The 25649-nt window shown below is 55.4% G+C and carries 28 protein-coding genes and 2 pseudogenes; 27 read left to right on the forward strand and 3 right to left on the reverse strand.

What is annotated here, in order from left to right:
- Nucleotides 1-9: 9 nt before the first annotated feature.
- The 5 genes from psiB to M8318_RS22665 all read left to right on the forward strand — a co-directional run bounded on the left by psiB (nucleotide 10) and on the right by M8318_RS22665 (nucleotide 2026).
- A complete protein-coding gene (gene psiB / locus M8318_RS03155) occupies nucleotides 10-444 on the forward strand; it encodes a conjugation system SOS inhibitor PsiB (protein WP_148569903.1) in 435 nt (144 codons plus the stop codon).
- On the forward strand, nucleotides 441-1166 hold the full coding sequence (locus M8318_RS03160) for a plasmid SOS inhibition protein A (protein ID WP_262660935.1): 726 nt from the start codon (nucleotides 441-443) through the stop codon (nucleotides 1164-1166). The genes psiB and M8318_RS03160 overlap by 4 nt, the downstream gene beginning before the upstream one ends.
- A 2-nt stretch (nucleotides 1167-1168) precedes the next feature.
- Entirely contained in the window at nucleotides 1169-1399 is a 231-nt protein-coding gene (locus tag M8318_RS03165; RefSeq protein ID WP_262660936.1) for a hypothetical protein, read from the forward strand.
- Between the two features lie 41 nt (nucleotides 1400-1440).
- Nucleotides 1441-1620, forward strand: coding sequence for a hypothetical protein (locus tag M8318_RS03170; protein WP_262660937.1), 180 nt, complete (start codon nucleotides 1441-1443; stop codon nucleotides 1618-1620).
- A gap of 247 nt (nucleotides 1621-1867) precedes the next feature.
- Nucleotides 1868-2026: a type I toxin-antitoxin system Hok family toxin gene (locus tag M8318_RS22665; RefSeq protein ID WP_176483462.1), complete on the forward strand. Its 159-nt coding sequence runs from the start codon at nucleotides 1868-1870 to the stop codon at nucleotides 2024-2026.
- 275 nt (nucleotides 2027-2301) lie between these two features.
- Here the strand turns inward: M8318_RS22665 and M8318_RS03180 are convergent, their stop codons facing one another.
- Nucleotides 2302-2787, reverse strand: coding sequence for a cytoplasmic protein (locus M8318_RS03180; RefSeq protein ID WP_262660938.1), 486 nt, complete (start codon nucleotides 2785-2787; stop codon nucleotides 2302-2304).
- A gap of 633 nt (nucleotides 2788-3420) precedes the next feature.
- Here M8318_RS03180 and M8318_RS03185 point away from each other — a divergent pair.
- Both M8318_RS03185 and M8318_RS03190 read left to right on the forward strand, forming a co-directional pair.
- Nucleotides 3421-3714, forward strand: a complete 294-nt coding sequence (locus M8318_RS03185; protein WP_181726324.1) for a hypothetical protein — start codon at nucleotides 3421-3423, stop codon at nucleotides 3712-3714.
- 11 nt (nucleotides 3715-3725) lie between these two features.
- Complete coding sequence (locus tag M8318_RS03190) at nucleotides 3726-4547, forward strand: DUF932 domain-containing protein (RefSeq protein ID WP_265101742.1); 822 nt, start codon at nucleotides 3726-3728, stop codon at nucleotides 4545-4547.
- 27 nt (nucleotides 4548-4574) lie between these two features.
- Here the strand turns inward: M8318_RS03190 and M8318_RS03195 are convergent, their stop codons facing one another.
- Nucleotides 4575-5114 (reverse strand): lytic transglycosylase domain-containing protein, encoded by a 540-nt coding sequence (locus tag M8318_RS03195; RefSeq protein ID WP_262660939.1) that lies wholly within the window; start codon nucleotides 5112-5114, stop codon nucleotides 4575-4577.
- A 610-nt stretch (nucleotides 5115-5724) separates the two neighbouring features.
- Between M8318_RS03195 and M8318_RS03200 the strand changes: the two genes are divergently transcribed.
- Entirely contained in the window at nucleotides 5725-6111 is a 387-nt protein-coding gene (locus M8318_RS03200; protein ID WP_172693770.1) for a relaxosome protein TraM, read from the forward strand.
- 38 nt (nucleotides 6112-6149) lie between these two features.
- Here M8318_RS03200 and M8318_RS03205 read toward each other — a convergent pair whose 3' ends face one another.
- Nucleotides 6150-6791, reverse strand: a complete 642-nt coding sequence (locus M8318_RS03205) for an Arc family DNA-binding protein (protein ID WP_234115784.1) — start codon at nucleotides 6789-6791, stop codon at nucleotides 6150-6152.
- A gap of 196 nt (nucleotides 6792-6987) precedes the next feature.
- Between M8318_RS03205 and M8318_RS03210 the strand changes: the two genes are divergently transcribed.
- The 19 genes and pseudogenes from M8318_RS03210 (at nucleotide 6988) to traI (ending at nucleotide 25634) form a co-directional block, all read left to right on the forward strand.
- Nucleotides 6988-7341, forward strand: coding sequence for a type IV conjugative transfer system pilin TraA (locus M8318_RS03210; RefSeq protein WP_234115783.1), 354 nt, complete (start codon nucleotides 6988-6990; stop codon nucleotides 7339-7341).
- A gap of 3 nt (nucleotides 7342-7344) precedes the next feature.
- Nucleotides 7345-7647, forward strand: coding sequence for a type IV conjugative transfer system protein TraL (traL, locus tag M8318_RS03215; protein WP_234115782.1), 303 nt, complete (start codon nucleotides 7345-7347; stop codon nucleotides 7645-7647).
- Between the two features lie 5 nt (nucleotides 7648-7652).
- Entirely contained in the window at nucleotides 7653-8237 is a 585-nt protein-coding gene (locus M8318_RS03220) for a type IV conjugative transfer system protein TraE (protein ID WP_181726303.1), read from the forward strand.
- 11 nt (nucleotides 8238-8248) lie between these two features.
- Nucleotides 8249-8449 (forward strand): annotated as a pseudogene (locus tag M8318_RS03225) (conjugal transfer protein TraK); the annotation flags it as partial.
- 17 nt (nucleotides 8450-8466) lie between these two features.
- Complete coding sequence (gene traB, locus M8318_RS03230; protein WP_262660940.1) at nucleotides 8467-9870, forward strand: F-type conjugal transfer pilus assembly protein TraB; 1404 nt, start codon at nucleotides 8467-8469, stop codon at nucleotides 9868-9870.
- 13 nt (nucleotides 9871-9883) lie between these two features.
- On the forward strand, nucleotides 9884-10360 hold the full coding sequence (locus tag M8318_RS03235; protein WP_262660941.1) for a hypothetical protein: 477 nt from the start codon (nucleotides 9884-9886) through the stop codon (nucleotides 10358-10360).
- A gap of 135 nt (nucleotides 10361-10495) precedes the next feature.
- The gene (locus M8318_RS03240) at nucleotides 10496-10936 is read left to right on the forward strand and encodes a hypothetical protein (protein WP_262660942.1); all 441 of its coding nucleotides are present in this window, start codon (nucleotides 10496-10498) and stop codon (nucleotides 10934-10936) included.
- On the forward strand, nucleotides 10930-11391 hold the full coding sequence (locus M8318_RS03245; RefSeq protein WP_262660943.1) for a hypothetical protein: 462 nt from the start codon (nucleotides 10930-10932) through the stop codon (nucleotides 11389-11391). Before M8318_RS03240 ends, M8318_RS03245 begins: the two co-directional genes overlap by 7 nt.
- Nucleotides 11392-11421: 30 nt before the next feature.
- The gene (locus M8318_RS03250) at nucleotides 11422-11817 is read left to right on the forward strand and encodes a hypothetical protein (protein WP_262660944.1); all 396 of its coding nucleotides are present in this window, start codon (nucleotides 11422-11424) and stop codon (nucleotides 11815-11817) included.
- Between the two features lie 57 nt (nucleotides 11818-11874).
- Complete coding sequence (gene traV / locus M8318_RS03255; RefSeq protein WP_262660945.1) at nucleotides 11875-12438, forward strand: type IV conjugative transfer system lipoprotein TraV; 564 nt, start codon at nucleotides 11875-11877, stop codon at nucleotides 12436-12438.
- A pseudogene (locus tag M8318_RS03260) lies at nucleotides 12435-12716 on the forward strand (TraC family protein); the annotation flags it as partial. The gene traV and the pseudogene M8318_RS03260, both read left to right, overlap by 4 nt.
- A 147-nt stretch (nucleotides 12717-12863) precedes the next feature.
- Nucleotides 12864-13073 (forward strand): hypothetical protein, encoded by a 210-nt coding sequence (locus M8318_RS03265; RefSeq protein ID WP_148569926.1) that lies wholly within the window; start codon nucleotides 12864-12866, stop codon nucleotides 13071-13073.
- A gap of 74 nt (nucleotides 13074-13147) precedes the next feature.
- Nucleotides 13148-14149, forward strand: a complete 1002-nt coding sequence (traU, locus tag M8318_RS03270; protein WP_148569927.1) for a conjugal transfer pilus assembly protein TraU — start codon at nucleotides 13148-13150, stop codon at nucleotides 14147-14149.
- A gap of 9 nt (nucleotides 14150-14158) precedes the next feature.
- Nucleotides 14159-14440 (forward strand): hypothetical protein, encoded by a 282-nt coding sequence (locus M8318_RS03275; protein ID WP_262660946.1) that lies wholly within the window; start codon nucleotides 14159-14161, stop codon nucleotides 14438-14440.
- A gap of 319 nt (nucleotides 14441-14759) precedes the next feature.
- Complete coding sequence (locus tag M8318_RS03280) at nucleotides 14760-15920, forward strand: hypothetical protein (protein WP_262660947.1); 1161 nt, start codon at nucleotides 14760-14762, stop codon at nucleotides 15918-15920.
- Nucleotides 15921-16478 carry a hypothetical protein gene (locus M8318_RS03285; protein WP_148569935.1) on the forward strand — a complete coding sequence of 186 codons (558 nt, stop codon included), beginning with the start codon at nucleotides 15921-15923 and terminating at the stop codon, nucleotides 16476-16478. It abuts the gene before it with no gap.
- Between the two features lie 160 nt (nucleotides 16479-16638).
- Nucleotides 16639-17370 (forward strand): conjugal transfer complement resistance protein TraT, encoded by a 732-nt coding sequence (gene traT, locus M8318_RS03290; protein ID WP_148569936.1) that lies wholly within the window; start codon nucleotides 16639-16641, stop codon nucleotides 17368-17370.
- 222 nt (nucleotides 17371-17592) lie between these two features.
- Nucleotides 17593-20205 carry a type IV conjugative transfer system coupling protein TraD gene (gene traD, locus M8318_RS03295; RefSeq protein WP_148569937.1) on the forward strand — a complete coding sequence of 871 codons (2613 nt, stop codon included), beginning with the start codon at nucleotides 17593-17595 and terminating at the stop codon, nucleotides 20203-20205.
- On the forward strand, nucleotides 20202-25634 hold the full coding sequence (gene traI / locus M8318_RS03300) for a conjugative transfer relaxase/helicase TraI (protein ID WP_148569938.1): 5433 nt from the start codon (nucleotides 20202-20204) through the stop codon (nucleotides 25632-25634). Before traD ends, traI begins: the two co-directional genes overlap by 4 nt.
- The last annotated feature ends 15 nt before the right edge of the window (nucleotides 25635-25649 follow it).

A 25649-nucleotide genomic window follows, 5' to 3' on the forward strand; every position in this document is an offset into this window, starting at 1 on the left:
GGAAAAAACATGACAATGCATTATGACCTGACCCGAATTAATACCCTGACCGAATCCGATTTTGAGTTTATCCGCCAGCAGGGCGAGGACGCACGCCGCGTTCTCAGCGATGCCGTGATCGGTCTGCTTACAACACCAGAGGGCTGGCGTGTCTGCGCCGAGTACCGCAGCGAGTTTGGCGGCTTTTTCCCCGTACAATGCCGTTTCAGTGCTGATGACAGTGATGCCTGGCACCTGTGTGTGTGCAGTCCTGGCGAAGTATCGCCGTACTGGCTTCTGGTGCTGCTCTCTTCCGGCGGTGAAGTCGTGCGCACCCTGTACCAGAACAAAACGCTCCAGCCCGATCGTGTCAGTCAGCTGATTGCACAGATGGCAGGTCTGCGCCGGTTCAACTGCACCGCCAGCACCGTGGTTAACCTGATGAGTGGGGAGGTGACAGCATGATCCCGTCCTCACATGCGCTCGTTTCCCTGAAACCTGCCCGTCAGGCGGCGATTCAGGCCATCAACATGGTCGAGTCATCCCGGGAACGCGGCGCACGTCTGCCCGCCATGCCGTATGTGCGCACCTTTCTTCGCGTGCTGACGGGCAGCGGTCGCCTGAATGCCACGGTGGCCCGTCAGATCCCAGGGCTGAACTGGGTGCCAAAGAACCGCCATTCGAACCTGAAACAGGTTGAGGAAGCGCTGGAGATTATGATCGCCACAGGCGGTGAAGCCTGTCCGCTGCCGCTGACGCCGGATGTTCAGGCCGAGCTGTTCCCGGAGGTCATGCACACCCGGACGGACAGGCGACTGCACAGGGCGAAAATCAGCACCACCCGGCAGCTGCGCCGCGAAGCTCGGGAAGTCGATCAGCAGTGGCGGCTGCGCCGGAACCTGCTCGCACAGGCCGAACTGGATCTGAACTTCCAGTCACCCGAAACCGTCTGCACATGGTACACCCGCTGGAGCGACGAGTTAGACGCGGGGGAGCTGACGAGCGCTTTCTGGAGCTGGCAGACGCGGTTCGCATCGCTGAAGGAACTGGAGTGGCTGCGCCTGAGCGGCGAGCCGCTGTATGTAGTGATGTATGAAATCCCGTTTATTGTCCGGGAAACGCCTGAACATATCCGCGCTGCCGAGCGCTGGCTGGTACCCAACAAGCTCAAACATCATCGGGGGTAGGCATGAGAAATAACCCCTGTAAGACAGCACTGAAGGTGGCACGGAGCCAGCGCAATAAGTTACGTACCATGTCAGAAAAGCTGAAAGAAATGACCTGCGAATGGGACGGACTGAGTGGCTGGCTGGAGACCGAAAGCGAGCAGCTGTCTGAGAGCATCGACAAACATCTGGAGGCGCTGGAAGACCAGATCCTTGAATGGTCTGAGGGCCGGGATAACCGGGAGGGGTATTGAGCATTATCAGCCGAAGGTTTGACAAAAAAGAAACGGGTACCGTGTTCCGGCATGCCGCCAGCGGGAAAATTCTGTATCGACTGGATGCAAGACTGGCCCGGGATGACTGGGCGCAGTTACAGGAGCTGATCAGCCTGGTATATAACGCCGGAGTAAATGCCGGTAGCGAAAAACGGGCGGCTGAAATTCGGGAGGCGCTGGGCCTGCCGATCGTAAAATGACGCCGAAAAGGATGAGGATTTATACAGTTTTCAGGCTGTTATTCCTGGGCAGAAAACAGGCATCGGGGTATAATGGCGACGGCGCTTGAGGCTTTTTGTCTCATGACGTTCGGTGGGTTTGTTACGGTTGTTGTGAGGCAGAAAGAGAAAAGCCCCGAAGTTAATTTTCATTAACCCGAGGCCAATCTGAATGCTAGACACATCTAGATTAGCCGCTTACTGCGCTCTGCGCAAGGAGAAGAAGGCTATGAAACAGCCGCGAAGTACCGTTATCTGGTGCGTACTCATAGTGTGTCTCACACTGTTGATATTCACATACCTGACACGGAAATCGCTCTGCGAAATCCGGTTGAAGGACGGGCAACGGGAGGTCGCTGCCGTGCTTGCCTACGAATCCAGTAAGTAGCAACCTGGAGGCGGGGGAAACCCCGCCTTTTCAGGGCTTCTGGTGTCGTCTGGAAAGACTACAAGCGCCTTTATGAAGGGGTTGCCGGTTCGCCGGTAGCCCCTTTTTCCTTACGGTCGCGACCGCGCGCATGAACAACCCGAAAGGAAACGTTCCCCTCCGGGGAACGGAGCGGGACGGCGGCGCCTGCCGCTCTCTTCCCATTCGTCTCTGCGCCACAATAAATGATATTCTTAATGCTAATGGATGCGTACGATAGCATTAAGAGGCCAGCATTACTCTGCCTGTTGGCGGGTTATCGTGATTCCGGCCTGGTAGGCTTTCTTAACCTGTTCGATATCGTTCTGGGTGGAAGCCTGGCAAGAAAAGGCAGCGAGGCGGTAACGTTCGACCACCCCATCGATAACTGAGGGCAAATTGTCACGACTACGGTGCTGCCGACCTTTCTGCCCAAAGATATCGACGATCATTTCCTGACTGCCGGATCGCCCGAAAAGGCGGTTGCACAGGCGTTTTACAATTAGCGGTGTGAAGTCCAGTTCGATTTCATCTGCAATCTCAAAGATGAAACAAAGCATTCTGAAAGATTTGTAACGTTTCACGGCAGCACTGAGGCGGGCAGCACGCTGCGGGTATTCCCATTTCTCGTTGCTGTAATTGAGAAGTTCGGCCTGGTAATCAGCGGCCAGATCCTCTCTGGAATAAGTATATTTATGCAAAAAAATGGCCCGGGCCTGTTCAGTCTGAGATTGACCGCTCATTATTCTGTCCCTGTATTAATGCTAATGGATGCGTACGTTAGCATTAAGCTATGTGATATTTCAACAACACTGCGCCTTGTTGTCGTCTGGATCACAGCGACGCGCAGCAGCTGCTCATTGATGGATGTAACCAAAAAAGCAGGCAGGGCGCTGGCCCCCTTCGGCTCCTGACCCGCTGCGCGGTTCAGTCGTCGAGCCCCACTCCGCCAGGGCCGCTGCTGCGCACCGTCCAGTCTCCGCCGAACCCCTGCGGGTTTCGGGCCATACGGCTAGGGTCTGATGGCGAAGGTCAACTTCCCGGCTCACAGCGACCGTGCCGGTCGCGTCGCCTCCACCGCGCCGGCTGATGCCGTCGCTCTGATGTCGCCACGCCGTTCCGACGTGTCGGGTGTGTGCATCCTGTTCCCCCGGTGAGGCCATCACCCTGTGTGTCCTCCCGCGGAGGGCTGGTCGTAGCACCGTCGGGTCGTCATCCAAGGGGTGAAATGAACTCCGCCAAAACTTTTTGCGAAGGACTGCAAAAACTTTTGTCTCCGCCCCTTTCCTTCCGCCCTTCGCCGTCGCTCCTTTGCCCTTTGCCGCGAGAGAACTCACCAGGGAGATGGACAACCATCACCACAGGAGAAAACCAGGATGCACACACGAAACGTCAACGTCAAAACCGCCGCTCAAGAATCTTCCGGAAGATGTGATTCAACACTTTCCGTTGCCCAGTTTACCGAGCTGTTTTGCTGGGTACTGGCAGCAACCGAAGGCGAACCGCAGCCAGCCGTTTTCACACCGCCAGCATGCGGCCTTGAAATGATCATGCTGAATAAATACAGCGATGAACGTGTTTCGATCTGGATTGTGGACAGCTGGCCGGTCGCTATTACGCTGCCGCAAGAAAATTTCTTCCGTGTTTTAACTTCAGTCAAATCTAATTAAAGGGGAATATTATGATCAGCTTTGCAAACCGTTACCGCGCACCTACTTCAATTCGCCAGAACCGCCCGCTGACCAATGACGAATTACAGCGTATTGTGCCGAGCGCTTTTTCTGCCGAGAAACATGAATCACGCTCAGATCGCTATACCTATATCCCGACCATTGAAATTCTTGATCGCCTGCGTGAAGAAGGGTTCCAGCCTTATTATGCCACGCAGTCACGAACCCGCGATGTTGAAAAACGTGAGTTCACCAAACACTTATTACGCCTGCGTCGCCACGATCAAATCGCGGGTAAAGAAGTCCCGGAAATTATTCTGCTGAACAGCCATGATGGCTCCAGCAGTTACAAAATGATCCCCGGCATGTTCCGTCAGATTTGCACAAATGGTCTGGTCGCCTGGAAAAATTTTGGCGAGATTAAAGTCCCTCACAAAGGGGATATTGTGGGGCAGGTTATTGAGGGTGCTTATACCGTTCTGGAAACCTTCGATACAGTCTCTGGAAATATTGATCTGATGAAAGGCATCCAGCTGTCAGAGCCGGAACAGCGTCTTTTAAGCGCCGCTGCGCTGGAATACAAATATGATGGCGGTCATTCCCCTGTCACTCCTGACCAGTTATTACAGTCCCGTCGCTGGGAAGACAAAAGCCCCGATTTATGGACCACGTTTAACCGTATTCAGGAAAATGTGATCAAGGGCGGGATTTCCGGTAAGACGGCGAAAGGAGCGCGCACCAGAACGCGTGAAGTCACCGGCATTGATGGTGATATTAAACTGAATCAGGCGCTGTGGAAAATGGCGGAAGAATTTGCAAAGCTGAAGGCCTGAAAATATGCCGCTCTCATGAGCGGCTTTTTATTGTGCCAATATCGAAGGCGAATCCGTCTTTACCCCGGCACCGCCGACCATCTCTCCCGAACCCCCGGCACGCTGTGCAAGAATATCTTTTCTGGCCAGTAACACCCGATATATATTTTTGATATCACGGGCATACGCACGACGGCGATCAATCATCTTTTTGTTCGGTCCCGTATTATACATTCCCACGCTGTCCCAGTTTCTTCCGTAAGACTGGAAGTTGCGCGCCAGAACCCACGCGCCTGAGTACACGCAAATACATGGATCATTTAAAAGCCTTTCCCGGCTGATATTAAATTTTTTAAGTTTTCCGTAATGGGAGCTGTTCACCTGCATACCGCAGACATCTTCTGTGCCGTTGCTATTCGATCCGTTGATCGCCTTTGGTTTCAGTCTGCTTTCTTTAATAGAAATTGACATCAGCAACAGCGGGTCAATCTGGTAATCCTTTCCTGCCTGGTCAAAGCACATCTGTGGAGCCGCACCCGCAGACAATGACATTACAAGCAGGGCAGTGGGGAACAACGATATTTTCATGTTTATGCCTTTTAGCGAAATATAAGGCGCTGTGGAAGGTGCTCTAAAAAATACCCCGGCAGATCACCGGAATCAAGTTAATTTCCTACAAACGCGCGGAAGCGCTTTTAGTGACATGTTTACCAACCTCCCACAATAAACAAAACCAGACCGGAGCAGCTATATCAGAGCCGCTCTTTACTAACCATTTAAAACATCACACCCCACGCAAGACGTTGTCTTGCAGATTTTATCTTTAAATTCAGGTGGATAAGATAACCAGTAATGCGGGATTTAAGTGTATAGGCATAAAAGGTGTGTCATACCCCACACATTGCAGTGCCGGATTAACACACACAGCAGTGCCTGCAACGGCACTGTAAAGTGTGGGGATTGTGTGTAGTTAATAATTAGAGTAACTTAAAATGAAACAGTGCCGGAACCCCACACATAACAGTGCCGTATCCCCACACCCTATGGTGCCGGATTAGCACACATGATAGTGCCGGATTAGCACACATCATTTTCGCTCTGTCTTATTTAATGGGCCGATAAGGCATAGCCACTCACAGACAAATTACAACCTTGCAGTGCTGCATCAGGCACTGTGTGAAAACTACAGGAAAATAAGATGCCTCGTAAGAACATCTACTTTAAAGATAAAATAGACCGCGAAATTCAGGATATTCTTGATATTGAAATTCAGAAGGGCGCAACATCCTCAGACATGAACTTTTCTTCTATGGTTAATGAACTCGTTCGTCTGGGGTTGATGGTCTACAAATCTAAAGATGAAGCATCAGTCTTTGACCTTGAAGGGTTTCGTCGTGACCTGATACAAAAAGTGTCCGGATCCCGGGAAGGAATTATGATTTTAACTGCTCTTGTATCTGAAATTTTTGTTTCGGTGAAAGGTGAACAATACAGAGGGTCACTGGATGAGCTGGTGAATCAAAGCATCAGCGCGATTAACGATGCAGAGGATAATGCAGGTAATCAGCATTTTGTCTCTAAGTAGAAATTCACTGGCGGCCAAATCAATCCGGCCGCCATCGATCACTGAGGGCTGTTTTTATCCCAGGGCAGCCCACTCTTCTCCGCATCAGATATTTTTTCTTTTAAGAAGACTTCAAACTCCATACACAGCACTTTCAGCGCCTGCGCATCCTCGTTCTGGTCAAGAACGCGGGCGGTAAAATAACCCAGAGTACTCATCAGTCGTGTCAGCATTTCGTCATTCAGACTGCGACCATGCACCCTGGCCATTGTCCTGACTTCTTCTGCAAGATTTTCAGGAATACGCATACTGTAACCTGTGGTTTTTCCGGGAAGTAAAGTTCTTGCGCCCTCCCGCCACATCCAGAGCAGTTCTTCATGGGGCCGGTTACTATTTTCTTCCTCCTTACCGTCACCCCCTGCATCCAGTAATTCATTCAGCCATAACTCAAATTTCACAGCCAGAGAAATCAGTTTTTCTGCATCTGCAGTTTTTATCAAAGGCACATCAGGCTGGTAATTAAGGGATAATAAAAGGCGGGCAATAATTTCATCGTTAACACTTCTTTTCCCTGCCCTGGCACATATTCGTAGCTCCATTAGCAAATTATCCGGTATACGCAGCCGCCATTCCACCGCTTCACCCGGCTGGAACTTGCGCGGCCGGCCACGGCCTTCCCACATTTTCTCTTTAACTTTCATAGATGTAGATCCCCTTTGCAATCCAGCCACCTGCCAGACAATCAAGCCTACGCACTTCTATATTCAGATAAATCCGAAAGATATCTAAAAGTGTGACATGCGTCACAGTTTTTTTTTTTTGAGGTCATGGGACAATATCGCGTGCGTAAACAACGACTTGCGCACATCACTTTTGTTTACTTCGGAGAAAACAAGCATGTCCATTAAAGGTAATGCCCTTAACATCGTGAAGGGACGGGCGGTAGCGTCTTTATTCAGTAAGGCGCGTGAAAACCGCCAGTTTAAGAAGTTCGTCAAAAACGGGGGCCTGGTTTTAATTTCACTTATGGTCGCTCATCCGGTACTGGCGGCAGGTACAGATTTACTTTCATCTCAGCAAACCACCGTGAACAGCACCTTTGGTTCCGGCTCCTCCCTGGTGAAATGGTTCTATATTGCAGAAATCATCATGGGGCTTTTCATTTATATTAAGGCCCGTTCTCCTCTGGTATTCGTCGGCATCGTTATGGCGATTATCTTTACCCGTGTTGCTTTCGGTATCGCGAGCTAAAAGATGAGCGGGGAAGAAGATAAATACTACTTCCCGGAAACGCTCAATCAGCAGGACCGTTATTTAGGTTTGCCTCTCGATGAACTTATTATTGTTGCACCCCTGATTTTGCTCGGTGTACTCAATGATATGTCAACTGAGCTTACCGTAATTGCGGGCCTGCTTTGGGCCCTGGTCAGGTATCTGAAAAAAGGGCAGGGGTCATACTGGTTGCTGAATTTTTGCTACTGGTATCTTCCAACTCTGTTATTCAAAATCGCCTTTCGCCAGATACCTGATTCCAGTTTCCGACACTGGAGAGCTTAATCGCCATGAAGTTACAGGTTAAAGGTGAGCGTGATAAACAGCTCAGTTATGCGTTTATTGGGCTTTCCTCCTTAGTCTTTCTTCTGGGGGCGGGAAATGTACTGACGGGGTCGCTGGCATGGTATTTCGCCACCACCCAGAAAACTATCACCACCCCGATGTCCTATAACCAGCCTTTCGCTTCCGATTCTTCTGGTGCCGATGCTTCCGGCATGACCATGTTTGCCACCTCCTTTATTTACTGGCGGCTGAACGTGAGTCCGGAAAACATCGACAACAACCAGAAGATGCTGCTCGGGTTTGTCCCTTCAACTGAACGTGACCTCCTCAAAAAGGCACTGGATGTTGAAGCGGAACGCATCAAAAAAGGAGGCATCACCACCCGGTTCGATACCCGTGAAGTTCGCGTGATGGCAGAACCTGGTGTGGTCGAGTTCAGCGGCACGCTGAAATCTTCCACCACCAACGGAGCCATTACCACACCACTGGCCGACCAGGAAAAGCGCTACCGACTCAAAATACGTTACGAGAACGGCCAGGTTAACCTTCTGGACTTCTCGGAGCTGCAACCGGTCACCACCACTAACTGACAGGACTGCCCATGAATCACCGCATTTCACCGGCAGCTGCTGCTGTGTTACTGGCAACAGGTTTATTTACCAGCGGCCTCCGGGCCGCTTCTGCCCCTGCTGCCATCCCGTTTGAGAATGACGCCGCCTTTAATGTCAGTCTCAGCAATAACAGTCCCAATAAAGTTGTTGTCGACGGGGAACTGATTACCAGCATCAGCGGACCCTCCGGTGACGGAGCGCCACACTCATGAGTCTGAATGAAAACCTGAAAACCCGCCGCACCCAGCTCGCCATTCTGGCGGGCGTTGTTCTCACCGGCGCCGCCACGGCCGGGGGCGTGGTCTGGTACGGACACCACCAGGAACAACAAAAGCAGGTCGCGCCTGCCGCCGCCCCTAATATGGCGGGCGTCGTTACCGCCGCGTTTAACGAGCAGGTTGCCCAGTCCGCGCTGGCGCAGCAGCAGGCAAAAACCTCCGCGCTCGAGGCACAGCTGGGCACGCTTGCACAGCAGGTCACCCAGAACAAACTCACCACGGAGCAGAAGCTGGCCGACAAGGATGCGGAAATCCAGCGCCTGACTGAGCAGCTGCAGAGAACTCCCCCGGGCACCACATCATCCGGCCAGCAGACACCACCTGCCGGTCCGGATGGTATTCCCCTGCCGGGGCCGGTTGCTGCAGGCCAGCCCCGACCCGATGCCTACACCGTCACCCCCGCAAGCACACCGGCCGCCACTGGTACGCTGAACAGGGGGCAGGGCGCAGGATTCTATCCGGGGGGGAGCGGGCAGCATATGAGCGGCGGACTGACAACCGCCACGTTCAGCTACGACAAGCTTAAAAAGAAACCCACGAAGTTACCCTGGATCCCGTCCGGCTCCTTTTCTGACGCCATCATGATTGAAGGTGCCGACGCCAACGCCAGCGTGACCGGCAAGCAGAATACCCGTCCCGTGACGTTCCGCCTGCTGGGGAGCATCCAGATGCCAAACGACAAAGAGTACAGCGCAGAGGGCTGCTTTGTGGTGGGTGAAATCTGGGGGGATATTTCCAGCGAACGCGGTGAGGTTCGCACGAAAACCATCAGCTGCGTCCTGAAAAATGGCAAGCACGTCGATATGGCGTTCAATGGTCACGTCAGCTATCAGGGTAAAGGGGGCATTCGCGGAAAACCGGTCATGCGTAACGGCATGATTGTCGGCTACGCCGGTGCCGCCGGTCTTCTGTCCGGCTTCGGTGAAGGTATCAAGTCTGCCGCCACACCATCGGTCGGACTCGGTGCTACGGCAGATGTCAGCGCCGGTGATGTGTTCAAGCAGGGGATTGGCGGCGGGGCAAGTAAGGCTGCTGACACCCTCAGCCAGTACTGGATCAAACGCGCCGAGCAATACCATCCTGTGATTGATATTGGTGCGGGTAACCGTGTCACGGTGGTGTTCCAGGAAGGTTTCCGTCTTGAAACGCTGGAAGATGCTGAGGAAGAGAAGGCGAAAGAGGAACTGCAGAAAGCCGGTACCGCCGCGCAGAACGCTGTTGCCCCGGAACCCGTCAGCCAGACGACAACCAGCACCACTTCCGTCGGCAACATCAATCCGGATGACGTACTGCGCCAGGCGAGCCAGCTGCGCCTCGGTGACACCATCAACTGAGGAGGAGCTATTTATGGCAGACCACATTGCATTACTGAAGGCCATTGAGCAGGACACTAAAGAATGGTCTGAAGGAAAAAGGGTGGAAGCTATCAGCAAAAAGCTTGCATGGATATTGCTGGTTGTTCTTGCGGCATTCTTCGTTACCACAATGCTGAACTCTCAAATGCGTTCTTACAGCGTATTTTCCTTACCCCCCGCTTCTATATTAGTAATGTTTCTGATTCATGAACTGAATATGCCAGCTGGCTGGGACGAGGTTATTGAAAGGAAGCTTCGGACTTACAAGCCGCGTGATCTTGATGCCTGGAACACCTTGCGGTCCGACGTTCTAAGTAAAGGAAAACTGGAATGTGACGATGTCAGGAAATGGCTCGAGTATGAATTTAAGGTTAATGCAGACCTGCTGAGTGCGCCGGGTTCGACCCACTCAGATCAGTTTTTTCGACGTAACGTCGAACATTCCGAAACCAGGGGTAGCCGCAAATGAAGACTGTAGCTACACAATCTGCTAACCAGACCAACACATCGAGCACCACCTCTGTCGTCAACATTAATCCCGATGACGTTCTTCGCAAGGCGAGCCAGCTGCGCCCCGGGGACAACTTCAATTGAGGAGACTCAGATGAGTGTGACAGACAACCCTGAAAACAGGGCGCTGCTGCAGGCGATTCAGAATGACTGGCGCACCTGGTCCGGGAGTGAAAAGAGCGGGATATACAGCCTGTACTTCAGCGGGGGGATGATTCTGGCCGGTGCCTTGCTTGTCTTCCTGGCTGAGTTATCGGCTAACCAGAAGACGTTGTGTATTTTCGGACTCAACACGGTGCTGGTCGGCCTGGCGGCGTTCGCGATGGCCTCCCTTTCATCCACCGACTGGCCAGTGGTCATCGGCAAAAAGTTAAAGGTTTACCGGCCGCAGGATCCCGAAGCGTATCACCGTTTATGCATGGCCATGCTGGTAGCCGGAAAACTGCACCAGGATGATCTGCGGGCATGGCTCGATGCTGAAACCAGCGCAGGGCCAGCCATTGAGGTTGGACAGTTAAGGGGGGAGTTATGTTGAACCGGGTCAGACGATTGCTGATTAAAGCCCTGGGGGGCATAACAGAAGACGAACTGAGAGGGGTATATGCAGAAAACAAGAAACTGAAACAGCTTCTGAGTCCTTATACGAAATTTGTTAACGATATTTATTTTTATGCCGGGAACTATCCGGCCTGGAAGGCGCAACAGGAGTTCAGACATTTTCTCCACGATGCCCACATGCCCTTAACGCAGAACTATGACAGCCCGGCACGGGGCTATGCATATTCTGTTGATGACTATCTCGGACGGATTGTGGATGCGTTTGTCTACTTACGGCAGGAAGTCAATTTAGAGGGCAAGGGTGACGACCGGCGCTTATGGCAGAAAGAAAACCTTTCGCAAGCCAGAGGGGACATTTATCTGAACCGGGAGCAGCACACCCGGCCGTTGGCCACTCGCCAGCAGTCAGGCGCTGTAAGGTCGGTTGAGTGACTTACGTATGTTTAGCGCTGGAGAGATGAAATGACAACGACAGTCAGAAAATTGTCACTGAAGCAAATCCTGTATAACTATCGCCATACCCTTATTCCTGCCCTGGTATTCACCATCGAGCTAACAGTGTGGGCAACACTCAACCTTAAAGGCCTGGGTGATAAAGGCTGGGTCTACTGGAGAGTATTCCTGCTCATAAACGTGTTCCTCGTGTTCTTTAGTGGCTATACCTTTGATAAAGACGATGATTTGCCCCTTATGTTCGGTTCAGTCATCCCGTGGATCGTGATGCTGATACTGGGCAGTGTTTATGGCTTCATCCAGATGAACCTGAACTTTCTGACGCTGGACTTATTTTTTGGCGGCGTGGCCGCAAGCACTTTTTTGCAGGCACTTTTCACTGTTGTGAATCGCATCGACAGTTAATCCGTATTGAGCATTATCCCTCCCTGAACACCCCTTAATTAAAACCGGAGTTACCCCATGAAAACACTGATGGGTGCTGCACTGCTGTGCAGCGCGCTGACCGGCTGCGCCGGTATGAATTCTGATTTCGACTGCAACAAGACGACGACCGACCAGTGCCTGACCACCGGTGAGGCTAACAAACTGGCGGCACAGGGTAAAAGTCTGGACGACCTGACTGCCGATAAAGCTGCAAAAAAGCCTGCGGGTGAAACCCTGCCGGCACTGCGTAACACGGCTCCCGCTGTTAATCCGTGGCGTCCTGTTTCTGTCGCAGCAACCGGAACCCCATCCACCAGGCCTGCACCGCGTCTGCTGACGACCGCGCCGTCCGGCGATGCGGGTCTTACCGGTACACCACGGGGCACGTCCGGCTATGTCACGCCGTTGACGACAGTGACCCGGGCTAACACGGCAGGCCGCGTAACGGCTGAACGTATTCCGGATGCCACCCAGCGCCTGTGGATCGCCCCCTGGGTGGACACTGATGACAACTTTCACCAGCCCTCAGTGGTGGAGTTTGTCCGCAACAAATCCCACTGGGATGAGAGCTATCGCGTGATTGGGGAGGGCGGGGAATGAACGTCGTCGACAGCCTGATGGATCTGGTCAGAGGCCGGAAGCAGGAGGACGGGGCGGCGGCGGCCCGGGCCAACCTTCAGCAGACATGGGGCTATCCGTCCCTGGTCGCCGCCCTGCCGTACCGCTATTACGATGAGGCCAACGAGCTGTTCGTGAATGCCGGTACCGCCGGGTTTATTCTGGAAGCCGCGCCGCTGCCGGGGGCAAACGAGCAGGTGATCGCCGCCCTCGACGACATGCTGCGCAAGAAGCTGCCGCGCAAAACGCCGGTCAGCGTCTCCGCGCGGTGGCTCAGCGTGCTTATCCTGGGCAGTGAGCGGCAGGGCTGGTACATCACCCGGTCCCGGTAAGCCTTATTTCTCCACTCCCCCTTCCAGCGGGCTTGATCCCGTCCCGCTTTATTCTCATTACGAAAAGGTAACGCCATGAAAAAAGACCCTGACCGTAAAAAGGGCCGGACGTCTCCCGTCACAGCGGTACGCCATGACGAACATTCGGCATTGCGGCTGGATGAAATTCTCACCGATAACCCGCTGTACAGCCCTTCATCCGTGCTTCGCGGCGCCATCCTCGCCCTGTACGAAATGTCGCGGGAACAGCGCATGGCCATCATCGTAAAAGCCGCCACGCACTGAGCCACAATCCATTCGTTTTTATCACTGGCCTTCTCACCCGTCTGGTGGTTGCGGCTGTCACGGAGTTGATTACCATGAAATCCTGTTCCCGGTTTTCTGTCTTTTGTCTTGCCCTGGTATTGTGGGCGCTGACGCCTGCGCCTGCGGCTCATGCCAGCAATGCCGGTGACGGGCGCTGGGTTAACCCCATATCAGATGTGTGCTGGAAATGCCTGTTCCCGATGTCACTCGGCAATATTCAGCTGGCGTCCGGGCCGCAGCGGGATACCGCAAACCCGTCATCACCCATCCAGATTTGCCCGGTCGGGGTGCTGTACCGTGTTGGCCTGGCTATCGGATTCTGGGAGCCGATGGCGATGGTGGACGTGACCCGTGAGCCGGGCGTCATGGTCAATATGGGCGGGTTCAAAATCAATCTCGGGCGAACCGGGACCGGAACGGCGGGCCAGAGTGACCGGCCTGCTGCCGGAACGTTCTACCATGTTCACTGGTATAAATACCCGCTCATTTTCTGGCTCAATATCATTACCAGCCTCGGCTGCCTGCAGACCGGGGATATGGATATCGCCTATCTGTCGGAAGTGGATCCCCTCTGGAATGACAGCACGCTGTCGATGCTGATTAACCCGGAAGCGGCGTTGTTCGGTAACCTGGTCGCCCAGGGAGCCTGCGCGGCTGATGCCGTATCGAGTTCCGCCGGGGTGCCGGTATCCGCGCTGTTCTGGTGTGCCGGAAGCCAGGGGTCCATTTATCCCCTGACAGGATATACCAGCGGAGAGTTCTCCCCCCTTGAGTCGTCTTTGCTGGTCAGCGAGCGGATGGCGTTCAAGATGCACAGGGAAGGTCTGGTCTGGAACTCTGTCGGGGCGGATAGCGCCGTCTGTAACCAGTACCCTTCACCGATCATCCCGAAGGAGCGCTGGCGTTATCAGATGGTCAATATGTATCCCGAAACCGGCAACTGCCATCCCTTCGGGGCCAGCACCCAGCTGTGGGGTACCACGCACAATTCCCCCTCTTCCAAAAAGAACTTCGGCTATCTCTTCTGGCGCAAACGTAACTGCGTCTTTCTGTAAGGACTGAATATGAAAACAGCTCATCTCCGGGCGCTGCTCTTCAGCGTTCTGACCTGCTGCACGCCTTTTTCCGGGGCCAGTGAACCCGCTGAACTCACGTCGCACGATAAGGCATGGATCACCTCGCAGGAAAAGGCATTCAGCGCATTCAAAAATACCCTGGGCGAGCAGACAGTGACCCTGCCGGCCGCACAGAACGATCTGATTAGCCGTCTGCAGGGTGAGATACCCGGGCACAGGAGACGGACGGAGCAACATGTACCCGAATGGCCAGCAGACAACATCTTATGAGCGTACCGATATGCCGTCCGGGCAAAGAACCAGTTCCGGCCTGAATGCCGGAACCTCCTCGCAGGAAATGGTTCCCGGCTTGCCCGGTAATGGCATGCATGGCGCTGCCCGGAACACGCATGAAAGCCAGCAGACCCAGCCTGGCTCGTTTGACACTCAGCAGAGACAAGCTGCCGGCCAGGGTACGGAAAACGGTCGGGATCATGCAGACCAGGGCGGGACGCAGCCACTGACTGAAATTCACTCCGGACAACGCTCTTCCGGGCTGAATGTGGGAAGTTCGCCACAGGATGCGGTTCCGGGGCAGTCCGGAAGCGGCATGCTGACGACAAACCGGAACACGCACGAAAGCCAGCAGAACCCAAGTGAATCATACAGCGGGCAGCAGTATCCCGCTGGCCACCATAAAGCTGACAGCAGCCGGGGTGATACAGAACTGAACGGGCGGCAAACAATAGTGCCGGGAAATACCGGGCAAAGAGAGTCGTCCGGACTGAGCGTGGACAATGCCGTACAGGATACGGTTCACGGACCGTCTGGTACCGGCATGCAGACGGCGACCCGGAACACCGCTGACAGCCAGCTGCACACTCCAACACAGCAAACCGGTCAGGGTAATGCAGAGACTAACGGAAAACTGATCACGTCAGATGGCCATCCTGGCACATCTTCCGCGCAGCTGGTTCCAGGTACCGGGAATACCCTGCATCAGGCGGAAGGTACAGCGAATACCCTTTCCGGTCACGGGCAGACGCGGCATGTTGCGGGTCGGGGTGATAATGCTGGCCATAGCCGGGAAGGTGTGGAGACACATCAGGTCGTTTCCCGCGAAACATCAACTGTGCAACCAGACGGCAGCGTACAAAGCATGATGCATGAATCACATGATGCTGCACGCGATCAACACCCTGCCGGGAAGCACGGCGTAAATTCTGAAGAAACGGGTGGTCAGCAGCAAACGGTGGCCCAGCATAACGGTCAGCAGGCTCAGCCGGGCGTTACCGGGCAAACTGCCGGTCGTGAAGATTCCCATCTTCACCATTCAGAACTGGTAACAGGGCAGCAGGAAAAAGTGGAGCCAGCTTCACGCCATACAACGGAGCCAGTGAAGATGAACCTGCCTGACGGGCGCATAAATGCCGAAGGTATGCAAAAGTCGCTTGCTGAAAACCAGGCGAAGCTCGCAGAGCGCTCGGGCTTCAGTTTTGAGCCGCAGAATGAAATTCAGCGTCGTGTCGCAGAACAAAGATCTGCTAATGAGCAGAATATCAACGAATCTGCTGGAGAAATTGGCAAAAATCGATCCACTGTTCAGGCATCCAGTGATATATTTAAAGATGAGATGGAAAACATTAAATCCCAGTTTCATGAAGGTAAGAAGATAGAGGAACTGAAACAGAAAGCAATGCCATTCCTTGAGCGTGATGAAATTGATATGCATAAAGAGAACCTTGAAGAATTAAGGAAAAGGTGGGGTTAAATGCTAACTTTCAACGATGTTAATCGTGATTTTAAAGCAATATTAGATGGGGTTGCAGATGCGAATCGACCAGTACCATCAACATTGGATGCATTGAAAGTAGCGTCAGTTATCCCGCTGATAGGAGTCATTTTCTCGACTATAACCTTTTGGGCTGTTTGCGCTAACCTAAGTAAACAAGGGTTGTCCGTTAACTTATTAGTTGATGGTATTATTTCAGGTGACGCAATACCCATTTATATGTCAGTAGTGATTGGCCTCGCACAAATGATAATAGTTCTTCCATATGTAAGCCTTTATCATTCAATTCCTGTTGAGGTTAGAAATAGTACCGCTTTGATCGCTACTTTCAAAAAAGGACTCGCTAAGGGTGTTTTTATCTATGTAATTCTCTTACTGGCCTTAAGCTTGGCGTGCTTTAAAAATGAGATATTTCTATTCTCAATTCCTATAATTATGTTTTTAGCAACATTCGTTGCTAGCCTGATCGTAAATCTACAAGTTACTAAATACGGTGTTGGCGCTCTAATTGATAAGCTAAAAAAAATCCTCAATTAAGTAAATCTGCATCCATTCAGTAAATAAAAACCCGCCCTCATCCTACTGAGCGCGGGTTTTTTAATCCGTCAAGTGTAAATTTCCTTACAAATCAGCCGATAACATCCCGGTTAGTGCGAAAGCACTAACCGGGATGTTTTACTATACACAGGATGAATTCATGAAATTAAAACAATTAGCCGTAGTAGGCCTGGTCGCTTCAACTCTGGCGCTTTCTGGTTGCGGTGCTATGTCCACCGCCGTGAAGAAACGTAATCTCGATGTCAAAACCCAGATGAGTGAAACCATCTGGCTGGAGCCGTCATCCGAGAAGACCGTTTATCTGCAGATCCGTAATACTTCCGATAAGGACATGTCAGGCCTGCAGGCGCAGATTACCAGCGAACTGGCCGCAAAAGGCTACCGGGTTTCCAGCTCACCGGACAGCGCCTACTACTGGATCCAGGCCAACGTGCTGAAAGCCGAGAAAATGGATCTGCGTGAATCTCAGGGCTTCCTGAAAACCGGTTATGAAGGTGCCGCAATGGGAGCCGCTCTGGGAGCGGGTATCACCGCCTATAACTCGACCTCAGCCGGGGCGACCCTGGGTGTGGGGCTGGCCAGTGGCCTGATTGGTATGGCTGCAGATGCGATGGTGGAAGACGTCAACTACACGATGGTGACCGATCTGCAGATTTCCGAGCGCAGCAAGGCAACCGTCACCACTGACAGCGTGGCGGCCCTGAAGCAGGGAAGTTCTGCTGTTAAAGTGCAGACCAGTACCGAACAGGGAAACCGTGCCAAATACCAGACCCGCGTGGTCTCGAATGCGAATAAGGTGAACATCAAATTTGAAGAGGCTAAACCCGTACTGGAAGCGCAGCTTGCCAGGTCCATCGTGGGCATTATGTAATACCTGACGGCTGTGGCACCTGCCACGGCCCGCTCTCTTTAGCCTGGCTCCCCGTTAAGGGTCAGGTGCGTCAGTGCTTTCTTTTCTTCCCGTGATATTCCGCTTCCTCACATAGCTGCGTCAGGCGCAGCCATGTCTGCGGCGAGCGTTGGGATCGCTTTCTTCCTCTTCCACTCTGTCACATTGCCGTTCAGGCGATGCGATGACTGCCGGACAATTTCTATGAGCTTCGCTGGTAAAAATCTCACCCAGGGCGGGCAGATGACTGCCTACCGCTGGCGCATGTTCCTTCAGGTGAATAACTGGATCGGTTTCTGGATTTTCATTCTGTTTGCCGCGCTTACCTCCGCCATTTTTTTCTGGCGTATCCCCCAGGAAACCCTCAATAACGGCTCGCTGTGGTGGTTCGCCTGGATGAACAGCAGTTTTATCGATCTGATGCCGGCAACGGGCACGCCAACAATCTACGACGTTCACTACTGGTATGCCCCGACCGCAACGGCAATGGTGCTTAACATGACCCTGCCGCAGATTTACAGCGATCCATATATGCAGGCGATGGGCGACCAGTGCCTGCGGGAGCTGGAGTGGGCAGCCGGGGCCAGTGGCATCTTCAGCATGGTGGTGTTCGTGGCGGTGACCTGGTTTATCGCGGATATCGGTCGTAAGGAGAGCGAGGACGAATACATTTCCGGCATGCAGCTGACCGACAAGCCGGCAGAGGTGAACACCCTGCTGCGTAAAAATGGTGAGCTGTCCGATCTGCGTGTGGGCGACCTGCACATGGTCAGGATGGCGGAGGTGCTGAACTTTCTGATGCACGGCACCATCGGGGTGGGTAAATCGACCCTCATTCGCTGGCTTCTTGATTACATTCGCAAACGCGGTGACCGGGCCATCATCTACGATTCCGGCTGTACCTTCACTGAAACCCATTACAACCCGGCCACCGATTTCATTCTGAATGCCCATGACGAGCGTTGTGCCAACTGGCACATGTGGGGCGAGTGTGTTGATGCCGTCGACTACGACAACCTGGCCGCCAGCCTCATCCCGGTGGAAGGTGAGTCGGACCCGTTCTGGGTCTCCAGCTCGCGTACCATCTTTGCTGACCTGGCGATCCGTATGTCAGCCGATCCCCAGCGCAGTATTGAAAAATTCCTCAAAACCCTGCTGTCACTCAGCATGAAAAGCCTCCGTGACTATCTGGCCAACACTCCGTCGGCCAACCTGGTCGAGGAGAAAATTGAGAAAACGGCCATCTCCATTCGCTCAGTGGTGACCAACTACGCCAAAGCCCTTCGCTACCTGCAGGGGCTGGACGACGGGACTAAACCTCCGTTCACCATCCGGGAATGGATGACGCAGGAGCGCTATGACAGCAGCTGGCTCTTTATTTCCACCCAGGCCCGCCATCGCAAAAGCGTGCGGCCGCTGATCTCGCTGTGGGTATCACTGGCCACGCTGATGCTGCAGAGCATGGGAGAAAACAGCGATCGCCGCGTGTGGTTCATTATCGACGAGGCGCCGAGCCTGCAGCGTATTCCTGAGCTGGCCGAGACGCTGGCGGAGGCGCGTAAGTTCGGCGGCTGCTTCGTGCTGGGCATGCAGAACATGGCGCAGCTGGTTCATGTCTACGGTCGCGAGCTGGCCAAAAGCATCTTTGACCTGATGAACACCCGTATGTACGGGCGTTCCCCGAGTGCGGAGATGGCCAAAGTGGTTGAAGAGGAGCTGGGCAACCAGCGCAGGCGGAAGATCCGCGAGCAGAACAGCTATGGTCTGGACCAGGTGCGTGACGGTGTGTCGCTCGGTAAGGACGAGGTGAACGACCCCGTGGTTGACTACGAGCAGATCATGCGCCTGCCGAACCTCAGCTTTTACGTCCGTCTTCCTGGCGAGTATCCGGTTGTCCGCCTGAAGCTGAAGTACCGCGCCCTGAAAAAACGCCACGCAGGGCTGATGGAGCGCAATATTCGCGACGCGCTGAGTCCGGAGCTGGAGAAGGTCATTCAGGAGAATGAACGGGCGGCAACGGCGGCGGGGCTGACGTTCCCGACCGGGGATGAAGTACTGGAGAAGGGGACTGGGACCACTCCGGCTGCCGGCAGTGCTGCCCCGGTATCGTCTGCCGGCGCGCCTGCAGAGTTAACACCGCGCGAGGAAAAACCGGTCACTGAACCTGCGGCAGGGAAGAAACCCGCCCGTGCAAGGCCGGTTATACGCAACCTGCGACCGGTGACGGTGCCCGTCATTTCCGAAGTGCAAACCATCGAAGAATCTGAGCCTGACAACCACAGAGTGGTGACAGCACCTGTCACCTCGTCCGGGGAAAGTAACGTTATTTCCCTTCTTCACGGGCGGAACTCTTCTGCCGGTACGGCTCCGGAAGCCCCCGTGACTGATGAATCTGCGCCGTCCATGTCCTCAGAACCCGAAGTTGCTGAAACACCTGCAGAGCAGGCGACGTTACCTGCTGCAGTGCAGCGCCTTCGCAACCTCACTACTGCTTCAGAGCAGCCGGCCACCTCCGTACTCAGCATTCTGCAAAAAGCGCGTCAGCGTCCGGCACCGTCAGAAAGTAACTCCGGGACCGGGGACAACAACGGTGGCGAATCGATGAATCTTGAGATGAAGGTGACCGCGTTGCCCGACGGTGGCCTGAGCGTGACGACAGCCGGTAAGCCCGTCACACCGGCAAATCCGGACGAAGCACACCGGACCAACCGTCGTCTGGCGCAGGAAGAAGAGAACATTTTACTGCACCGTGACGCGGGAGACCCGGGTTACGACGAGAACGATCAACACTATTACGACAGGGAACCTGAACTATGATGTCAGTCGCCCCCGTGGCGTCGGCAGGCTCGGCCGCCGGCTACTACAGCAATTCCGATAACTACTATTTTCTGGGCAATCTACAGAGTCTCTGGCTGGGTGAAGGCGCAAAAGAGCTGGGCCTCGAGGGCAATGTCCGGGGCGGTGATCTGACAGCTGTGCTCGAAGGCCGTCTGCCGGACGGTTCGCGCCTGGGCAGGGAAATTAATGGCAACCATGTGCACCGTCCCGGCCATGACCTGACGTTTTCGGCACCCAAAAGCGTCTCGATTCTGGGCCTGATTGGCGGAGACAAGGAGATGGTGGAGGCGCATAACCATGCCGTGCAGGTGGCGGCAGGCTATGTGGAAAAGCTTATCTCCGCGCGAGCCACAAAGGACGGTATCACTTCCATTGTGCATACCGGCAAAATGGTGGCGGCTGCCTTTACCCACGACACCTCGCGCAATCTCGATCCGCAGCTGCACACTCACCTTCTCATCGCCAACATGACTGAGCATGACGGTAAATGGAAGGCGCTGGCCACGGACTACATTCACAACGCCGGTTTTATCGAAACGGTCATGAAGATGCAGGTCACGCTCGGCAAAATCTACCGGGGTGCCCTGCGCCAGCGCGTGGAGGCCCTTGGCCACGAGGTGGAGGAAGTAGGCAAGCACGGCATGTGGGAGATTAAAGGCGTACCGGAGGCGGTGCGGGAGGAGTTTTCCTCCCGGGGCCGGGAAATCGAGGGGGCTATCGGGGCAGAGGCCACGCTGCGCAGTCGCGACGTGGCCGCGAAGGATACCCGCCAGGCGAAAGTCGACCCGTCCCGCCTGCGTCTGATGGAGCGCTGGCTCGGCCAGATGAAGGAAAAAGGGTTCGATCTGAAAGCGTATCAGGAGAGCGTGGTCCCGCGTGAGTCCGGGCTTCGCGATGCGCCCCCGCAGCCAGACCGGGCCACACCGGTTCCTGCCAGCCGTGCAGAACCCGGGGCGGTGACGCGTTCCGCACCGGAAGAAAAAACGGGAAAAAGCCCGGAATCACCGGAGGTGCCGGCGGAGCGGGACGACACGGCACGCCAGCCTGGATCACACCCGGCTGACACCCTGCGTCAGCCGTCCCTGACGGAACCTGAAAAAACTCTGGTACCCAGCGCGGCCTCCCCGGCGCGGGATCTCCATGCAGACATACCTCAGCCTGAACTTGCGGAGTCGGTACGACTGGCCATCTCGCAGTTAAGTGACGCCAGAACCCGGTTTACCTTCGGTGAGCTGATGCTGACCACCGCTGAACTGAGCGAACAGCTGCCGGAGATCAAGGATATCCGTGTGGCCATCGATGCAGCCCTGAAGGACGGCATGATTGTGCCCCTGGACAGCGAAAAGGGGGTCTTCACCTCCCGCATTCACCTTCTGGATGAACTCTCCATTCAGGCCCTGAGCCAGGAACACCTCAAATCCACTAAAGTTGTCAGCTTTACCCGGCCGGCACAGTATGCGCCGCCTGCACTGGCGGTGGCGGAGACGGATCCCCTGGTCCTGATGAATGCCCCTTCAGGCGTGGCCGGGATCCGCGACCTGACCGTGCAGCTGACCGATATTTCTGCTGCAAACGGTCGCGACGTTCAGGTGCTGGCCAGCTCTGCCGAGCGCGCCATCTCGCTGGCCAGGTCTGACACGCTGCGTGACCGGCTGCTCAGTCGGCAGCATATTCTGAGCGGTGATTTTCACCTCAAACCCCAGAGCACGCTGATTATTGAGGGGGCCGAGCGTCTGGGTCTCAAGGAGACGCTGGTCCTGCTGGGTGAGGCACGCGCGCAGGATGCGCAGCTGGTCTTTCTCGACAGCGCCGGACGCCAGGCGAACGGCAATGCCATGTCGGTGCTGGAGTCAGCAGGCGTGGCCCGATCCCGCCGCACTGAACCTGCACCAGGGCTGGAAGCAGAAGTGATCAGTATTGCCAACAAGCGCGACCGCTATGAAGCGCTGGCCAACCGCTTTGCGGAGCTGAGTGGGGGCAGTGAAAACGTCACCGCGGTGGTGGTCGGTAAACGGGAGCAGGCGCAGCTGACCGGCCTCGTACGCGACGCACTACAGAATGCCGGCCAGCTGGGACGTGACGGAGCGGAGATTGAAGCCCGGCAACCGGTCTGGCTCGACAATAAAACCCGCCGTATGCCCGGCTCGTACAGGCCTGGCATGGTCCTTGAGGATCGCCGGGATGCAAGAACGCGCAAATCCTACGTGATTGACCGGGTGCATGAAGATACGCGCGTCCTGTCCCTTATCGATGGCGACGGGGTGCTGACCCGGATGAAAATCGGGGAGGTCAGCGCCGACTGGCGGCTGTTCAGCAGTGAAACCCTGAATGTGGCCACCGGTGAAAAACTGCTGGCTGTGGCGGGTGATCGCGAACACAGCCTGAAGGCAAAAGATCGCCTGGAGGTAACCGCCATTACCGATAAGGGTATTGAGGTGAAGCGCGGAGAAGATACCCTGACGCTGCCGAAAGACCAGCCGCTGTATGTGACGCACGCTTATGTCAGCGCCCCGGGCGGACGGGATAACGACACGGGTGTGGTACTGGCGGCGCTGAACACCCGTGATATTTCCACCCAGACCATGAACTCGCTGGCACAAAGTGGCCATCGAGCGGAGGTGTTCACTGCAGAAGTGCAGGACCGGGCTGAAGCCCGTCTGCAGCGCATGAAAACAAACGCCTCACCCGTACAGCTTGTCCGCAGCCTCAGCGGCAGAGAGGATGTCAGCGAGGCGGTGGGAAGCCTGCATGATGCCGTACGCACCGATGCCGGTCTGGCGGTCTGGCGTGCGGTGAATGACCAGCGCAATGTGGTCTTCAGCGAACTGAAGCTGGCGGAGGCGGCCAGTGAATATCATCCTGATCTTGTTGCCGTGGGCAATGAAATCGCAGGAATGGTGAAGGGCGGGGAGCTGCTGCGGGTGTCCGTGCGGGGTGAGCCTCAGCTGATAGCCCGGTCCACCTGGGAGATGGAAAAAGCCATTCTGCGCACGGTGGAGGCGGGCAAAAACACGCAGCAGCCGCTGCTCGATAACGTCCCGCAGGCGGTGCTGAATGGACTGACCAGCGGACAGAAGCAGTCGACAAAGCTGGTTCTCGGTAGTACCGACCAGTTCACAGGTATCCAGGGCTATGCTGGGGTGGGAAAAACCACGCAGATTAAGGCCGTGGTTGCCGCACTCGATACGCTGCCGGCAGATGCGAGACCACAGCTGACCGGCCTTGCGCCGACGCACCAGGCCGTAAAGGAAATGAGCGACGTTGGCGTACGCGCTCAGACCATCAAATCCTTTATTGTGGAGCACGACCAGGCGAAGGCCGCGGGCGAAAAGCCGGACTACCAGGGCCAGGTGTTCCTGATCGATGAGTCCTCGATGGCCGGGAACCAGGACACCGCCGCGCTGTTTCAGGCCATTGCAGCTGGCGGCGGTCGCGCGGTCTCGATGGGGGATACAGACCAGTTTGAGGCTGTTGATTCCGGGGCACCGTTTAAGCTGATGCAGGAGCGCAGTCCGATGGACGTGGCCATCATGAAGGAAATTGTCCGCCAGAAAGACGTGCAGCTGCGCGGTGCGGTGCACGACATTATCGACAACCGCATCGGCGCCGCCCTGAAGCGTATTGAAGCCCAGCCGGCTGACCGTATCGCCCGCGAAGCCGGTGCCAGTGTGCCACAAAGCGCATTCGAGGAGACGGGTAGTCCGGTAAACGACATCGTCAGCGACTGGACAGGCCGCACGCCGGATGCCCGGGCGCGCACGCTCATCATTACCCAGCTGAACGCCGACCGTAATGCCGTCAATGCCGGTATTCATGACCAGCTGGTTAAACGCGGGGAGCTGGGCAGGGAAGCCGTCATGGTACCGGTACTCGATAAAATTTCGCACACCCGCCATGAGTTCAACAAAACCGCCGCCTGGGATGCGAACCTGGTGGTGAAACGCGGCGATCGCTACCAGGACGTGCTGGCCGTTGACCGCAACGGCAACACGGTCACGGTGCGGGACGAGGAAGGAAAAATTGGCCTGTATTCGCCAAAAGAGCTTATCACTGGCGACGTGCAGCTTTTCCGGCGCAGTCAGATAGAGGTGCGCTCAGGCGACCAGCTGCGCTTCACGCTCACGGACCGCGAACATGGCCAGACGGGTAATCAGCGTTTTACGGTGGATGCGGTCAGCCAGACGGGCGATATCCGGCTCAGGGACGAGAGGGGAACAGTTACCATCAATCCTGGCAATGTCCGGGCGCAGCAGCACATTGACTATGCCTGGGCCGTGACCGGATACGGAGCGCAGGGCGCGAGCACAGACTACGTCATTTCGCTTGAGGGTACCGAGGGGGGCCGCAAAATGCTGGCCAGCAAGCGGGCCTTCTACATCTCCGCCTCGCGTGCAAAGGAGCATGTGCAGATTTACACCGACGGCAAGGCTGACTGGACAAAAGCAGTCGCAGCGCCGGAACGGGATATCAAAACAGCGCACGATGCGCTGGCCCCGGAAACGCAGCGCCAGCAGGCAAAAGCCATCTGGGCAATGGGGCAGCCCGTTACGAAAACCGCGATTGGTCGTGCCTGGGTGAGACATCAGGAAATGGGCGAGGCCTCACTGACGGCGAAGGTTATACCGGCAACCCGTCGTTTTCCGGAGCCGGCGCTGGCGTTACCTGTGTATGACAACAACGGCAAAAGCGCGGGCCTGGCGCTGGTCTCTCTGGTATCCAGCCCGGAGGGCAGGCTGACGCAGGGCGACGTACGCATGGTGATGACGGAGCGGGCACGCGGCGCGGTCCTGCAGCGAAGCCAGTCCGGTAATACGGTCGTGGTAAACGATCTGGCGGCTGCGCTGGATGCCGTCAGAACGCATCCGAAGGATGGAGTGGTGTGGCAGACCGGGCAGGAGCCGCCTTCAGCAAACCTGATGAAGGTCAGTGGGGGAGTACGTGAGGATGAAGGACTGCGGCTGAACCTGAGTACCCTGACCGCTCAGGATGAACTCCAGCGTCAGAGCGAACTGAAGCTGGCAGAGCAGGCCCGCGAACAGGACGCTGTGCGTCAGCAGCAGAGCGACGTCCGCGCCATTGTACTGCCGGCAGAAGAGGCCGTGAAACTGCGCCCGGAAGAACTGAATCCGGAAAAACCGGCACAGCTGATACCCGACAACAATGTTCTGGCCAGTGTGCGTAAGCGTGATCAGGCAGACGGGCGCGAACTGCAACTGGCAGACAGTGTGCGTAAGGACATCGCGGTACCGGATAAATCTGCCGGTGAAGAGAGCCGGGCCTCCCGCGTCGTTACGGATCTGGCCCGGGTTGAGCAGGATATGGTGCGCCAGGCCGCTGACAGCGGGCGTGGCCGTATGCCGGAAATCGAAGAGCAGACCCTCACGCGCACCATTCAGAAAGAACGTTAATCCGAACATTCAAGA

Source organism: Leclercia tamurae, from assembly GCF_025566055.1.
GTDB classification, from domain to species: domain Bacteria; phylum Pseudomonadota; class Gammaproteobacteria; order Enterobacterales; family Enterobacteriaceae; genus Enterobacter; species Enterobacter tamurae.

What these genes read in the sequence shown, in the direction of transcription:
- M8318_RS03240 (WP_262660942.1), top strand. Translation starts at nt 10,496, where the DNA reads ATGAGTGTGACAGACAACCCTGAAAACAGGGCGCTGCTGCAGGCGATT.
- M8318_RS22665 (WP_176483462.1), top strand. Translation starts at nt 1,868, where the DNA reads ATGAAACAGCCGCGAAGTACCGTTATCTGGTGCGTACTCATAGTGTGT.
- M8318_RS03210 (WP_234115783.1), top strand. Translation starts at nt 6,988, where the DNA reads ATGTCCATTAAAGGTAATGCCCTTAACATCGTGAAGGGACGGGCGGTA.
- M8318_RS03190 (WP_265101742.1), top strand. Translation starts at nt 3,726, where the DNA reads ATGATCAGCTTTGCAAACCGTTACCGCGCACCTACTTCAATTCGCCAG.
- M8318_RS03160 (WP_262660935.1), top strand. Translation starts at nt 441, where the DNA reads ATGATCCCGTCCTCACATGCGCTCGTTTCCCTGAAACCTGCCCGTCAG.
- psiB (WP_148569903.1), top strand. Translation starts at nt 10, where the DNA reads ATGACAATGCATTATGACCTGACCCGAATTAATACCCTGACCGAATCC.
- traV (WP_262660945.1), top strand. Translation starts at nt 11,875, where the DNA reads ATGAAAACACTGATGGGTGCTGCACTGCTGTGCAGCGCGCTGACCGGC.
- M8318_RS03200 (WP_172693770.1), top strand. Translation starts at nt 5,725, where the DNA reads ATGCCTCGTAAGAACATCTACTTTAAAGATAAAATAGACCGCGAAATT.
- M8318_RS03220 (WP_181726303.1), top strand. Translation starts at nt 7,653, where the DNA reads ATGAAGTTACAGGTTAAAGGTGAGCGTGATAAACAGCTCAGTTATGCG.
- M8318_RS03250 (WP_262660944.1), top strand. Translation starts at nt 11,422, where the DNA reads ATGACAACGACAGTCAGAAAATTGTCACTGAAGCAAATCCTGTATAAC.
- M8318_RS03205 (WP_234115784.1), bottom strand. Translation starts at nt 6,791, where the DNA reads ATGAAAGTTAAAGAGAAAATGTGGGAAGGCCGTGGCCGGCCGCGCAAG.
- M8318_RS03245 (WP_262660943.1), top strand. Translation starts at nt 10,930, where the DNA reads ATGTTGAACCGGGTCAGACGATTGCTGATTAAAGCCCTGGGGGGCATA.
- M8318_RS03280 (WP_262660947.1), top strand. Translation starts at nt 14,760, where the DNA reads ATGCTGACGACAAACCGGAACACGCACGAAAGCCAGCAGAACCCAAGT.
- M8318_RS03165 (WP_262660936.1), top strand. Translation starts at nt 1,169, where the DNA reads ATGAGAAATAACCCCTGTAAGACAGCACTGAAGGTGGCACGGAGCCAG.
- traU (WP_148569927.1), top strand. Translation starts at nt 13,148, where the DNA reads ATGAAATCCTGTTCCCGGTTTTCTGTCTTTTGTCTTGCCCTGGTATTG.
- M8318_RS03265 (WP_148569926.1), top strand. Translation starts at nt 12,864, where the DNA reads ATGAAAAAAGACCCTGACCGTAAAAAGGGCCGGACGTCTCCCGTCACA.
- traI (WP_148569938.1), top strand. Translation starts at nt 20,202, where the DNA reads ATGATGTCAGTCGCCCCCGTGGCGTCGGCAGGCTCGGCCGCCGGCTAC.
- M8318_RS03180 (WP_262660938.1), bottom strand. Translation starts at nt 2,787, where the DNA reads ATGAGCGGTCAATCTCAGACTGAACAGGCCCGGGCCATTTTTTTGCAT.
- M8318_RS03235 (WP_262660941.1), top strand. Translation starts at nt 9,884, where the DNA reads ATGGCAGACCACATTGCATTACTGAAGGCCATTGAGCAGGACACTAAA.
- M8318_RS03275 (WP_262660946.1), top strand. Translation starts at nt 14,159, where the DNA reads ATGAAAACAGCTCATCTCCGGGCGCTGCTCTTCAGCGTTCTGACCTGC.
- traL (WP_234115782.1), top strand. Translation starts at nt 7,345, where the DNA reads ATGAGCGGGGAAGAAGATAAATACTACTTCCCGGAAACGCTCAATCAG.
- traB (WP_262660940.1), top strand. Translation starts at nt 8,467, where the DNA reads ATGAGTCTGAATGAAAACCTGAAAACCCGCCGCACCCAGCTCGCCATT.
- M8318_RS03285 (WP_148569935.1), top strand. Translation starts at nt 15,921, where the DNA reads ATGCTAACTTTCAACGATGTTAATCGTGATTTTAAAGCAATATTAGAT.
- M8318_RS03185 (WP_181726324.1), top strand. Translation starts at nt 3,421, where the DNA reads ATGCACACACGAAACGTCAACGTCAAAACCGCCGCTCAAGAATCTTCC.
- traT (WP_148569936.1), top strand. Translation starts at nt 16,639, where the DNA reads ATGAAATTAAAACAATTAGCCGTAGTAGGCCTGGTCGCTTCAACTCTG.
- traD (WP_148569937.1), top strand. Translation starts at nt 17,593, where the DNA reads ATGAGCTTCGCTGGTAAAAATCTCACCCAGGGCGGGCAGATGACTGCC.
- M8318_RS03195 (WP_262660939.1), bottom strand. Translation starts at nt 5,114, where the DNA reads ATGAAAATATCGTTGTTCCCCACTGCCCTGCTTGTAATGTCATTGTCT.